This is a genomic window from Mucilaginibacter polytrichastri (genome assembly GCF_001911425.1).
In the GTDB taxonomy this organism is placed as follows: Bacteria; Bacteroidota; Bacteroidia; order Sphingobacteriales; family Sphingobacteriaceae; genus Mucilaginibacter; species Mucilaginibacter polytrichastri.
On sequence record NZ_MPPL01000001.1, the window covers coordinates 35942 to 49049 of the forward strand.

9 protein-coding genes are annotated in these 13108 nt (G+C 41.2%); 8 read left to right on the forward strand and 1 reads right to left on the reverse strand.

Going from position 1 to position 13108, the window contains the following annotated elements:
- Positions 1-4: 4 nt before the first annotated feature.
- The 6 genes from RG47T_RS00140 to RG47T_RS00160 all read left to right on the forward strand — a co-directional run bounded on the left by RG47T_RS00140 (position 5) and on the right by RG47T_RS00160 (position 8159).
- Complete coding sequence (locus RG47T_RS00140) at positions 5-1522, forward strand: argonaute/piwi family protein (RefSeq protein ID WP_074487308.1); 1518 nt, start codon at positions 5-7, stop codon at positions 1520-1522.
- Positions 1523-1799: 277 nt separating this feature from the next.
- A complete protein-coding gene (locus RG47T_RS26540) occupies positions 1800-2450 on the forward strand; it encodes a hypothetical protein (protein WP_245770838.1) in 651 nt (216 codons plus the stop codon).
- Positions 2342-2698, forward strand: a complete 357-nt coding sequence (locus RG47T_RS00145) for a DUF3864 domain-containing protein (protein WP_074487309.1) — start codon at positions 2342-2344, stop codon at positions 2696-2698. The genes RG47T_RS26540 and RG47T_RS00145 overlap by 109 nt, the downstream gene beginning before the upstream one ends.
- A 37-nt stretch (positions 2699-2735) precedes the next feature.
- Entirely contained in the window at positions 2736-4418 is a 1683-nt protein-coding gene (locus RG47T_RS00150; RefSeq protein ID WP_216350980.1) for a DUF3863 domain-containing protein, read from the forward strand.
- A gap of 573 nt (positions 4419-4991) precedes the next feature.
- Positions 4992-5441 carry a hypothetical protein gene (locus RG47T_RS00155; protein ID WP_245770837.1) on the forward strand — a complete coding sequence of 150 codons (450 nt, stop codon included), beginning with the start codon at positions 4992-4994 and terminating at the stop codon, positions 5439-5441.
- 141 nt (positions 5442-5582) lie between these two features.
- Entirely contained in the window at positions 5583-8159 is a 2577-nt protein-coding gene (locus tag RG47T_RS00160) for a TonB-dependent receptor (RefSeq protein WP_083627230.1), read from the forward strand.
- 457 nt (positions 8160-8616) lie between these two features.
- Here the strand turns inward: RG47T_RS00160 and RG47T_RS00165 are convergent, their stop codons facing one another.
- Complete coding sequence (locus RG47T_RS00165) at positions 8617-9360, reverse strand: SDR family oxidoreductase (RefSeq protein WP_074487311.1); 744 nt, start codon at positions 9358-9360, stop codon at positions 8617-8619.
- 92 nt (positions 9361-9452) lie between these two features.
- On the opposite strand from RG47T_RS00165, the gene RG47T_RS00170 reads away from it, so the two are divergent.
- Positions 9453-9896: a winged helix-turn-helix transcriptional regulator gene (locus RG47T_RS00170; RefSeq protein ID WP_074487312.1), complete on the forward strand. Its 444-nt coding sequence runs from the start codon at positions 9453-9455 to the stop codon at positions 9894-9896.
- A 210-nt stretch (positions 9897-10106) separates the two neighbouring features.
- Positions 10107-13049 (forward strand): glycosyl hydrolase 115 family protein, encoded by a 2943-nt coding sequence (locus RG47T_RS00175; RefSeq protein ID WP_074492993.1) that lies wholly within the window; start codon positions 10107-10109, stop codon positions 13047-13049.
- Positions 13050-13108 lie beyond the last annotated feature (59 nt).

Genomic DNA, 13108 nt, shown 5'->3' on the forward strand with positions numbered 1-13108 from the left:
CCATATGGAAATAGAACCAGAAATGCTTTTTATAAAAGAACCTGAATTATCTTTTGGTTATAATCAAAGAACCGCCGATCCTAGAGATGGATTAATGCTATTCGGCCCTCATGATCGCGACAAGGTGAAAGGTCAAGTGAATATTGGTATAATTGGTTGCCACAGTCAGCGTGAATATCTGAAGATTTACCTGAAAAGAATTCACCAGCCTGTGGCTTCAGCCAATGCGGATGTGGCAAGGCCTTTTTTTCCTGGCTTGGAAGCAGCATTTGGCATTCACCTTAATTTCGACAACGTTGTTGAAATCGACATCAGCGAAAGCGAGGTTAAGAAGTATCTACAATATGCAGATGGGCACCAACGTGTCCATAATTTATCCAATCTATTTGCCGATGAACTTATTAAATATCACCGAGAAGAAGAACGCCCGGTTACGGTATGGTTTGTGATTATCCAAGATGACATTTTTAAATTCGGGCGGCCAAAATCTAAAATTCCAAAATCGCCGGAAAATGTGAGGCTTGGATTAAAAAAGAAAGAGCGAAGTTCTGCTCAACCTTTTTTATTTGATGTCTTTAACCAAATGCAGGAGGCTTATGATTACGAAATTAATTTTCATAATCAAATAAAAGCTAAACTATTGAATGATAAGATTGTAACGCAAATTTTGAAGGAAAGTACAATAGCTTACGAACATTTATGGGAAGATCAAAAGAAGATTGAACAACAACGTTTATTTGATAGTGCCAAAGCTTGGAATATAGCAACGACATTGTATTATAAAAATGGAGGTTTACCTTGGCGTCTTGGGGATATAAGAGAAGATGTTTGTTATTTGGGTCTGGTTTATAAAAAATTAAACGAGGATCCACAAAATAGAAGTGCCTGCTGCGCTGCACAAATGTTTATTGACTCAGGGGACGGCATGGTTTTTAGAGGAAATATAGGTGATTGGTATAACCCGGAAACGAAAGAGTTTCACATTAAAAAAGATGATGCTGCTGAGATGATAAACCAATCACTCGAAGCATTTAAACAAAAACTGGGTAAGGGCCAATACCCACGCGAGGTGTTTATTCATGCAAAAACCCTTTTTGATGATGACGAATGGACGGGCTTCACAGAGATGGCAGTTGGAAAATCTAAAATTATAGGTGTTCGCATTCAAAGTACAAGCCAATTCAAATTATATAGAGACTACTCCTTTTGTGTTCCCCGTGGCATGATGATGAAGACTGCAACAGAAAAGGCCTATTTGTGGACTAAAGGTTTTATTCCTCGTTTACAAACTCAAATTGGATTAGAAACCCCCAATCCAATAGTTGTCGAGGTAACTCGTGGTTCAGCAGATATTGAGCAAGTTTGTAAAGATGTTTTGGCATTAACGAAATTAAATTACAACGCCTGTATTTTTGCTGATGGACAGCCTGTCACTTTGCGTTTTGCTGATTCAATCGGCGAAGTATTAACAGCTGGAAAAAATGTTGTGACATCCATTTTGCCATTCAAGCACTACGTATAATTAACTTTGCATACCTATAATAATTACTCGAAATAATACGGCTTGGAAAACAAAGACTATGTAATTAATTTTATACATAGAAAAATGACAGGCTATGCAGCATCTAAAAGAATTCCTAACCCGCATCCAAACCTTTGATTTACGTATTGTCGAAGATAATATTCAAACGGAATCGGGAACGAATGAAAAGAAGCATGTTAAAGCTTACGATTTAACTTACCAAACCCAATATTATGATTCCTTTGCTTATAGGAGCGAACTAAGGGTGTGAAAGGATATGGCTTTTATTGACCTGGTTGCGTTAGATAAAGAGCGCATTAAACTTCAACTTGTGGAATTATCCAAAGTCCGCAGCAGATTTAAAGAGTTTTGGGGTAATTACAACCAATACTACTCGGAAATGAAGCTGGTTTATGACGGATCTTTTATTTTTTCAGTCAGGTTACAGTACTTATTTATCGTGAATAATCTGCAGTCTGATAGTGCTGACATAGAAGTGACATCCAAATTTGTTGAAGATTTGGGCGACTCTGTTAAACTACGTGAAAAGTTTTTAATGGAATTGATCTATGATGCCGAAAACTCGATCAAAGAACATATTTCATTTGAAGAATTTCAAAAAACGTTAGAAACCAAGAGAAAGATTGAAGAACCGACAGAATCGGAAAACAACGGGGAGTCGGAAATAGTGATTGAAAATGAATCTATAGCAAAGTCAATTGGCCGATACCCGACTTTCAAACCGAGCATTGCTTTTTTCAGCGTGCCATCCGTAAACGCTGGGCGGAGACCCGGTTCATCACACAGGGAGAATTTGGAATGGCCTGGCGCCGGCATTACAAGAGCAACAGTTTTGCTTACCGCTTTGAAGAGCGCGGCTCCGGTATTGGAGGCTCTGATGCGGATAAGGAAATCCGGTGGTTCATGAACAAAGATTTCCGGTTTGCTTTGCTGAACGGACTGGAAAAAGCTGCACCGGTAAAAGTGATCGATTTTACAAATTACACGATCAAAGCACATGAACCTGCTGAAATGACACGTAGATGGAGTTTATTAGGAGAGATTAATCAAAAGCAAACCCGCCCTCAAGACCGGCCGATACCCGTTGACTCGCTTTCGGATAACGCGCGCAAGCTAATCAATAAACACTATCCGCAGATCACAGGCTACCGGTAACCATCCTTTAAGAAAGGCGGAAAATAATAAAAACGATATGAAAATTACCAGCAACTTTAAACGCGCCGTAATGGCGGGCTTAGTGTTCATAGCACTAAATTCCTTTATTAACGTTAAATCAATTATAAAAGAGCGCAAAACGCCTGAACCCAGGATCGTTAATATAGTTAATTTTATCAGATTACTGGAACCGAGGGACCCAGCCATTACACAGGATGTGCTCTATCAGACGGTCGTTAAACAGGTGGAACTGATGAAAAAACATCACCTGGGCGGAACCTTTCTTTTACAATACGATGCCTTAATGGACTCTCGTTACCAACAATTGCTCAAAACACTGCCAAAAGAAAGTTTCGAGATCGGCGCATGGTGGGAGTTACCGCAGCCGCTGATTGAAAAAGCAGGTTTAAAATGGCGCGGCCGCTATCCCTGGGACTGGCATGCCGACGTAGGTTTTGCAACCGGTTATACCCCATCCGAACGGGAAAAGATCATCGATGTTTATATGGCAGATTTCAAAAAGATCTTTGGTTATTACCCGCGCTCGGTGGCTTCCTGGTTCATCGATGCCCATTCCTTACAATACATGTATGACAAGTATAAGATTGTAGCATCTGCTAACTGTAAGGACCAGTATGGTACCGATGGGTATACCTTATGGGGAGGCTACTGGAACCAGGCGTATTACCCAAGCAGGATCAATTCTTATATGCCTGCTCAAAATGCTGCAAATCAGATTCCGGTACCTGTTTTCCGAATGCTGGGTAGCGATCCGGTAAGGCAGTATGATACCGGCATAAATTCAGCCAGGCAGGGTGTAATTACTTTGGAACCTGTTTACCCCAAAGCAGGCGGTAACGCCGATTGGATCGACTGGTTCTTTGATGCCTTTACCCGAGCACCGGCATTAGGGTTTAATTATACCCAGGCCGGTCAGGAAAATTCCTTTACCTGGCCCGCCATGCAAAAAGGGCTGGAAATTCAGTTCCCATTGATAGAAAAACTTAGAAATGAGGGCAAAGTACGCGTAGAGACGATGGAGCAGTCCGGTTTGTGGTTTCGCAAGATTTATCCTGTGACTCCGCCTACATCTTTTACCGTAACCAAAGACGTTAAAGGCAGTAACCAAAAAACGATTTGGTATAACAGCCGCTTTTACAGGATAAATATCATGTGGGAGGATTCCACATTGAGGATCCGGGATATCCATTTCTTTAATGAAAACATCGCTGATAAATACACCACGCAGACGGCAACTTCTAATGAATGCCAGTTTTTTACCCTTCCGGTAGTGGACGGTTATTTATGGAGCAAACGCGGCGACCTTGCCGGCTTAAAACTTAAAGCCGTATCCGGGGGTAAGGAATCGCTTTTAAAAGGTGGTGATCCTGTATTTACGAATGTGGATAAAGAAACAGTTGATATTAACTGGCCCTTAGCGGGCGGAGGAATGCTAAAATTAAGGCTAAAGGAGAAAACGGCTGCTATAGAGTTGGTCTCTTCAAAACCGCTGAACTGGTTTTTCGATCTGGAAGTGGCACAGGGTGCGAAAACGCCTTTCGTTAAAGCGGATAAAGGTCAGGTATCCTACCGTTTTGAGGGCCATGATTACCAGTTAAAGTTGATTAAAGGAGCAGTTTCTGCCCCGGCTACCGGAGCGGTTTTCAGGCTCCAGCCACAGTCAAATGTTATTGATTTGAACATGACCGATATGAACTAGCCTTTTCTGAGACGTCCCTTCTTTAAATTTATTTAGTTTATCTTATTTACAAATGCATTCAATAATCTGGAAACTGCCTTATAGCATACCGGATTGCTATTTTTGTAACGTCGCCCGGCCTTTTATCAATTTCTGACGGCACGCATTTTCCGGCGTCAGCCCAGAGAATTCTGGGCATCCGTTATTTCAGCTTGGAATGAACGGGCTAATATTAGGGTCTGATTTTTTTGATTTTGCTTGAATAACCTAGGTTGAAATAGAAAGGAAAGCCCTTAAATCACATAATTTAGGGGCTTTTGACTCGGGTGGTATCGCTTTAGTCGGGGATCAAGGGACTCCATTAGAACACCTACAGGAAATTTCAAGGAATTATAGAAATTTATAAAGGTAAGAGCCAATAAATAAGCGAAATTATCTTAATAAACATGTGTCATAAATAAGCATTAATCTAATTGTTTAAATTTGCTAATCTCTAATCTGAAAGCATTGGTAATTTATAAACTGCCTAACGATTTCAATTCAGCAGAAGAGCACTTGACATTTCATCCGGCTAGCGCTTTTGGTGCCTAAGCGATGAAATGGGATGGTGTGTTTAATGTAATTGTCGAAGTCTCACAAATTCATACCTTTGCGCCAATGTTCAAAAGGTTTACCGCCATATTGCTTCTTGTAACGCTGATTAGTTCCAACTTTTCGTTGTTCATGGTGTATGCAGGCTTTGAAATGAACCATAAATATATTGCAGAAACGCTATGTATTAACAAATCTCGTCCCTGGATGCATTGTAATGGAAAGTGCTATTTCATGAAAAAGGTACATCAGGCTGGGGAAAATGAGAAGAAGCAGGAAGCAAAAGACAATTTGAACCGTCTGGAAGTTCCTTTTTTCCAGGAACCTTTCCAATTGTCATTTATTGAGCCAACAATTTTAGAAATGGTAAAAAACTCCCTTCCTGCTTACACCTACCAATACAGCAGCCGCTATATTGAAACAATCTTCAGACCACCAAAATTTACCGTATAAGTATCCTTTCCGTTTTGTATGGCCTTTACGGGCACACAATTCCTCACATTTAATTCATGCTGCTAACAACGCATCCAAAGGAAGTTAAATTCCAGGCCAAGTGCGTATAGCAGTATTTTCCATGTACTTATATCAATTCTTATGTTCTTTCATTTATACAGGAACCTAATCTTGCTATTGCTATTGGCTGGCGCAACTGCCAACTTAGCGGTTGCAAAAATTACTTGCACCAACAAATATATCCGTGTATTGACCAATACCCGTAATAGCGGGAGTTTTCTTTTAAAATCATCAAACCAAATTACTCAAAAGAAGACCATAAATGGCAATGGTAAAATAACCGGTAAGATCACTGATAAGAGCACCACCCGGCCTATACCTGGTGTAACCATTACTGTTCCCGATTTAAAGGTATCAACAAGCACGGATGAAAATGGGCAATATTTATTAAAAGGATTACCTAATGGCCAGTACCTGATCCAGGTAAGCATGGTTGGTTATGCCAGCGAAACTAAAGTGGTTGACCTGGGTAATACTTATGCTGTAGATTTTAAACTTTCGGCTTCCAATTATGAACTATCGGATGTAGTGGTAACCGCGTTAGGCAATACCACTACCCGGAAGCGTGCAACGATACCTATTATCGTAGTGACTAATAAAATGATCCGTGAAGGTGTGGCCAATACGGCTATTGACTTGGTGGCCTCGCAGCCAGGTGTCAACGCGACAACAGAAGGGGCGGGTACAACTAAGCCACAAATCAATGGTTTAGGATTTGACCGTGTGTTGACCCTAATGGATGGTTTGCCACAGCAGGATTTTCAATGGGGCGATGATCATGGTATATTGATCGATCCATACGCGATACATAGCGCCGAGGTGATCAGAGGCCCCGCTTCATTACAATATGGTGCCAGTGCAGAAGCCGGAGTCATAAGTTTCAAATCAGCACCATTACCACAAAACGGAACAGTAGTGGGTAGCGTACTTACGGAATACCATACTAATAACGGTTATCTTGGCACCTCCTTAAATATAGCAGGCAACCATAACGGATTTGTATGGGCGTTTCAGGCAAGCGGCGAAGCAGCGCACAGTTATTCTAACCCCAAAGACGGCTATGTCTGGGGCACCGCCTGGAACCAGGTAAATGGCAGGTTGGTACTGGGCATCAACAAAGGATGGGGTTATTCTCGTCTTACTTTAAGCGCTCTGCACCGCAGGATAGAATTACCGGACGGTAATCGCGATAGTACCGGACGCTTTATGTTCGACTTTCCTCAGAACGGAAAAATATATCCTACACGGTCTGACTTTTTATCCTATAACGCCAACATCGCCAGTGATAAAATTTTAGGTGAATACCAGGCATGGTGGCAAAATAGTGTTAACGTAGGCAAGGGAAAAATTGGATTTGATATCGGTTTTGCGCGCAGTGTACATCATGATATTGATAGCGGAACAGTCGGTGCCAGTAACTTACTGTTGGGCGATATCCCTTTCAACCTGAAATACCAAGTCGCAGGTGAGAGATCAGGTTTAAAACTAACCACAGGTATTAATGGACTGTATGAATTTCATCGCAACGGTGATGCTCCGCCGGCACCATACGTACCTGATTATGCCATACCAAATTATACCGATTTTGAAATAGGGGGTTATGCTATCGTAGAAAAGAACTTTAAAGATCTGACTTTGAGCGGTGGGTTACGTTTTGACCGAACGGATTTTGTTGGCGACCCTATGTCGTTAAACGGTGACGGTCATATCGTTTTACCTGGAACGCCGGGATCTGCGGTGCAATTCACTAGTTTCAATAATAAATATAGCGGTTTGTCCGGCAGTATCGGAGCGTCTTACCATCTACCTGATAACAACTATGTAAAACTGAATGTTTCAAAAAGCTACCGTGCTCCGGCAATCAATGAATTGACCAGCAACGGACTCAATATTGGTTCAAACTTGGTTAACCTCGGCAATATCCATTTAAAAGCAGAGCAGGGCTACCAGGTAGATTTAGCCTACGGCTATGATAGTAAGAATATAAGTGTGGAGGCTGATGGTTTTTATAACCATATCAGCAATTTCATATTTGCGAACCGCACGGATTCGCTATCCGACGGATTTCCGATCTACCAGTATCTTTCTACCAACACCGCGATCATTCAAGGCGTTTCAGGCTTTCTGAACATTCATCCGGCTGCAGCTAAATGGCTGGAAATCGATAATGGTTTTACTTATATTTATTCACGTATACCCAATGAAACGGATTCAACAAAGCATTTACCTTATATACCGGCACCGCATTTAAACTCTGAAGTTAAGTTTAGGTTCAATGACGGACATAATTCGGTTTTTAAAGAGTCTTATATTAAGTTCGGTTTACAGCATGACTGGGCGCAAAATAATGTTTACAGTGCGTTTTATACTGAACTGCCGTCTGCACAGTATACCATATTTAATGCGGGTATTGGCACCAATGTCGTTAATACTAAAACCGGGAAAACGATATGCGCAATATATGTAAATTGCACTAACCTAACCAATGTGGCCTACACCGACCACCTCAATTTAGCACAATATTTCCTGGCTTACAACGGCACACCCGCTACCGTGACCCAACAAAACCAGGGGATTTACAATATGGGCAGAAATATCAGCTTTAAATTAATTTTTCCTTTTGGCAGCAACACTAACAAAACAGTGTCGGCAGAGTAAATTGCGGGGCAAAAAAAATGAATTGCCGATAAAACGGACATTCTTCTGTACATAAGCAGGAAAGTGCCGAAAGAACAAAATGGCAGCAAATGTGTCGTAAGATATTAATCTTCTTATTAATGGTTATATTTGGTAAGCCGATAATTTATGACTTATGAAAATAGTATTTAACTGCATTATGCCCGTCTTCCCGATGATGCTTTAGCAAACATTAAAACAATCCCAATTCTATAAAAGATTGTCGAAAATCAAGTGCCGAAATGTTAGTTCTTATTTAGCAATTTGCTGAAAGATAGTATGCGCAATTAATGCTTCTATCCACAACATTTACTATGAAAAATTAGTTTCAGGAATGGAGCGATAATGATGACCGCCAACCTATCGAATCTCAAAAAGCGAAGGATTTTTGACCAATATAATTATTCAACACGTAAGTGTTGAATAATTATATTATAGATTATTTTAATGCATAAGTATGGTAACCGCCATCAGCTGTGATTTCTGTTCCTGAAATATAGCCCGCTGCATCAGAAGCCAGGAACAACACTGTTTTTGCTATTTCATTGGGATCGCCAAGCCTTTGCAAGGCGGTAGCGCCAGCCAAATAAGCTTCTGCTCCTGGAGGAATTGCATTAAGTAAACCCTGTGTCCTAATAGGCCCTGGACTAACGATGTTTACGCGGATTTTTCTTCCTGCCAGTTCGTTAGCTGCAATCTGAGCAATTTTATTCAGTGCAGCCTTGGTTGCAGCATATACACTGGATCCCAAATTTGCAGCTGATGCTACGGATGAAGAAGTAAATACTACTGCTGCGCCATCGGCCAGGTGCGGAATTAATTTTTGCAATGTAAAAAAGTTCCCCTTGACATTGGTATTGAATTGTGTGTCAAAATTTTCTTCGGTAACTTGTTCTATTGGCCCAAATGTTCCAATTCCCGCATTCAGGAAAAGAACGTCTACTTTGTTTCCTGTATCAGCAATTGCTTTTTCAAGGATGGCTATGTCTGCAAGTTTTGAAGTGTCTGATACCACGGTATTCAATTTCGGGTTGTTTATTTCTGTGCTTGCATTTTGTAAATTTTCGGCATTTCTCCCTGTGATCCAAACATTCGCCCCTGCACCGATAAATGCTTTGGCGGTTGCCAATCCGATTCCTGTTGTTCCGCCTATGATAACGACGTTTTTACTTTTAAAATCCATAATTAAATTTGGTTATTTTTGTAGTCTGTTTTATGAACTACAAATCTATCAAAAAGTAGTTTGTAAAATAAACTGCTTTTAATTATGACATTATGAAAACAGTCGAAAGAAGATCACCATGCCCAATCAATTATTCTGTGGAAATTTTCGGTGACAAATGGATGTTGTTACTCTTACGGGATATAATGTTTGAGGGTAAAAATTCTTTCTTAGAGTTTCGGGCATCAGTCGAGAAAATATCTTCAGCAGTACTTACCGAGAAGCTAAATACTCTTTTGAAAGAAGGTATTGTTTCCAAAGTAACCTCCCCTAAAAACGCTTCGAAATTCCTGTACCTGCTAACTGAAAAGGGAATCGAATTGGTGCCTATCATGGTAGAGCTTCTTACCTGGGGTTCCAGCTACAATCCGGACGGCGGCCCCAAATCATTGCTTGATCAAATCAAGCAGAACAAAAAGAAAGCAATTAATGGATTACAAGATAAATTAAGAAGTGAACGTCATTCCTATTTAGAAAATCCAATAGCGTCTTTTTAGTTATTTATGTTAAAGAGGACAAGGTTATAGCCCCCCAATTGTAAGCTCCACAATACATTTGTTGTACAAATTTGGATATTTAAGCTATTTCCATCAGGTTAAAGAATTTAATTTTGAAAGTTGGCACTACTGGTAAGAAATAAATAACCAGTCAGAACTCATTATTGTAGATTGTCGGCAAAAACCACACTTAATATCTGCAAAATCAATATGCAACCAAGAATCTGGATTCTCTCATTGTTAATAGTAGTGATCCCCTTCAAAACATTCGCGATCGGTAAAGAAACTTATATATCGACAATACCTGGTAAAGGAGCATTCGCTCTTTCTACAAAAGGTAAGTCTGCGCCTCTGTATGTAAATTCTGATGATTTTCCGGGAGTGATACGTGCTTTAAAAGACTTGAAAAGCGATATAGGCAAAGTAACCAATCATGAGCCGGATTTGATTTTTGACAAGGTGCCACGCGAGGGGGATATCATCATTGTTGGAACAATAGGAAAAAGCGCTATAATAGATCAGCTGGCCCAATCGGGTAAAATAGACATCAGTTCGATCAGGAATAAATGGGAACATTTTATCCTGCAAGTGGTCAATAATCCTTTGCCTGGTGTAGCGCGTGCTTTCGTGATCGCTGGAAGTGATAAACGGGGCACTATTTACGGAATATACGATGTGTCGGAAAAAATTGGAGTATCCCCTTGGTATTACTGGGCTGACGTACCCATTATGCACAAAAACTCTTTATACGTTAAGGACGGAAAATACGCTGAAGGCCCAAGTGTTAAATACCGGGGCATCTTTATTAACGATGAGGCCCCCGACCTAACGAGTTGGGTTAAATCAAAATTTGGCACCGTCAAAAAAAGTCAAAATCCACCTATTAGAGAAGGGGTACCTAATTATAACCACGAGTTTTATGCAAAGGTTTTTGAATTGCTGTTGCGCTTAAAGGCCAATTATCTTTGGCCGGCGATGTGGTCAAATGCTTTTAACGAAGATGATCCTGAAAATCCCCGTTTGGCCGACGAATACGGTATTGTTATGGGTACATCTCATCAGGAGCCAATGCTACGTTCGCAACAGGAATGGGACAGGCGCTACATACGCACACTCGGAAATTGGAATTACAAAAAGCATCCGGATACCCTGGCAGAATTTTGGCGTGGAGGCATCCGCCGGAACAAAAATTTTGAAAGTATAATCACTATGGGCCTGCGAGGCGCTAATGATAGTGAGATAGAGGGCACATTGCAGGAAAATATCGCCATGGTTGAGAAGATTGTAAAATCTCAACAGCAGATCATAAATGAGGAACTTGGCGCTCAGGCTACCACAGAACCGCAGGTATGGTGCCTGTATAAAGAGATCATGGAATATTACAACAACGGGATGCGGGTACCGGATAATATTACCCTATTGTGGGCTGATGATAATTGGGGAAATATACGCAGGCTTCCTGATGCCGCCGAGCGGCAGAGGCCCGGTGGTGCAGGCGTTTATTATCATTTTGATTATCATGGGGATCCGCGAAGCTATGAGTGGATCAATACCAATCCTCTTGCTAAAATATGGGATCAAATGTCCCTGGCCAAACAGTATGGCGCTGACCGGATCTGGATCGTTAATGTCGGTCACTTCAGAGGGTATGAACTTCCCCTCGAATACTTTATGAATTTGGCCTGGAATACAAAAAAATGGACTAATAACAATATTAACGAGTACACCCGGCTATGGGCTGCAAGGGAATTTGGCGCTACGTATGCGAATGATATTGCTGATATTCTTGCGAAATACACTAAATATAACGGAAGGCGCAAGCCTGAGTCGCTGACCGCTTCGACTTATAGCCTTGTTAACTACAACGAAGCAGAAAATGTTGTTGCAGATTATGCAGCAATTGAAGCAAGAGCGAACGTTATTTACAAAAATTTGCCTGTAGAAATGCGCGACGCTTTTTACCAGATCGTTTTGTTCCCAGTTACAGCTTGTTACCAGGTTAACAGGATGTACCTGGCTGCGGCTAAAAATAAGCTTTATGCAAGTCAGCATCGGGCTAGCACAAATGTTATGGCGTTTCAGACGCGTGACTTGTTCCGTAAGGATTCTACGCTTATGGATTATTATAATCATACGTTTGCCGGTGGAAAATGGAATCATTTTATGGATGAAACCCATATAGGTTACACCACTTGGGCACCACCAAAAGTAAATAATCTGAACGCTATAAAACTAACCGAGTTAACAGTGCCGGATGCTGCCGGAATGGGCGTTAGCATGGAAGGAACCGAACTTAGTTGGCCCGCTACCGGTACCCAGCTATCTCTTCCGGCTTTCGATAATTACAGCAACAAGGCTCACTATATCGAAGTTTTTAATAGAGGAAAACAAGCATTTAAATATCACATTACTACCGGGGTACCGTGGGTAACCGTTAGCGAGCCCTCGAGTGATATAGGAACGGATGATAAAAAGGTTTGGTTTAGGGTAAATCCGTCTAAATTACCTATCGGCAACAGCCAAGGAGTGATCAGAATTTCAGGCGCTGGAACTAAAGTTGATATAAAAGTAACAGGTTTCCGTCCTTTGCCTGGCAGGGAGGTACCGAAAGGTTTTATAGAAAGCGGTGGGGTTATTGCGATTGAGGCTGAGCATTTTTCAAAAAACATTTCAAATAACGAACGTCAATGGATCAAAGTAGAAGATTATGGTTTAACCTTATCAGGTATGCGCGCTTCGGCCCCGGCCAACGAGCCAGCTGCCACACCGCTCCAAACAGCTCCTTGTTTGGAGTACCCTATATATTTATTTTCTAAAGATACGGCCCAGATTACTCTGGTTACTTCACCGCTTTTAAACATCATGCCGGGGCGTGATATAAAAATCGCTGTGTCGGTAGATGAAGAACAGCCTGTGTATGTGACTAACGTACCCGATAAGTTCAAAGTTCATTGGTCTAATCCGGCATGGGCACAAACCGTTGTCAATCAGGCAAGGCAATCGTCTGTAAAACTTAGATTCAAGAAGCCGGGTCGCCATACGCTTAAAGTCTGGATGATCGATCCTGGTGTGATTGTGGAGAAGGTCATCATCAATACCGGGGGGCTTAAATCTTCCTATTTAGGACCAAACGAAAGCGTGTCAAGAAACTAATGAAAGTGGTTACTTCAATAATTATCATCCCTATTGACTTTATGAAGCATTTCAATCTA

What these genes read in the sequence shown, in the direction of transcription:
- RG47T_RS00175 (WP_074492993.1), top strand. Translation starts at nt 10,107, where the DNA reads ATGCAACCAAGAATCTGGATTCTCTCATTGTTAATAGTAGTGATCCCC.
- RG47T_RS00150 (WP_216350980.1), top strand. Translation starts at nt 2,736, where the DNA reads ATGAAAATTACCAGCAACTTTAAACGCGCCGTAATGGCGGGCTTAGTG.
- RG47T_RS00165 (WP_074487311.1), bottom strand. Translation starts at nt 9,360, where the DNA reads ATGGATTTTAAAAGTAAAAACGTCGTTATCATAGGCGGAACAACAGGA.
- RG47T_RS26540 (WP_245770838.1), top strand. Translation starts at nt 1,800, where the DNA reads ATGGCTTTTATTGACCTGGTTGCGTTAGATAAAGAGCGCATTAAACTT.
- RG47T_RS00155 (WP_245770837.1), top strand. Translation starts at nt 4,992, where the DNA reads ATGAAATGGGATGGTGTGTTTAATGTAATTGTCGAAGTCTCACAAATT.
- RG47T_RS00145 (WP_074487309.1), top strand. Translation starts at nt 2,342, where the DNA reads ATGGCCTGGCGCCGGCATTACAAGAGCAACAGTTTTGCTTACCGCTTT.
- RG47T_RS00170 (WP_074487312.1), top strand. Translation starts at nt 9,453, where the DNA reads ATGAAAACAGTCGAAAGAAGATCACCATGCCCAATCAATTATTCTGTG.
- RG47T_RS00140 (WP_074487308.1), top strand. Translation starts at nt 5, where the DNA reads ATGGAAATAGAACCAGAAATGCTTTTTATAAAAGAACCTGAATTATCT.
- RG47T_RS00160 (WP_083627230.1), top strand. Translation starts at nt 5,583, where the DNA reads ATGTTCTTTCATTTATACAGGAACCTAATCTTGCTATTGCTATTGGCT.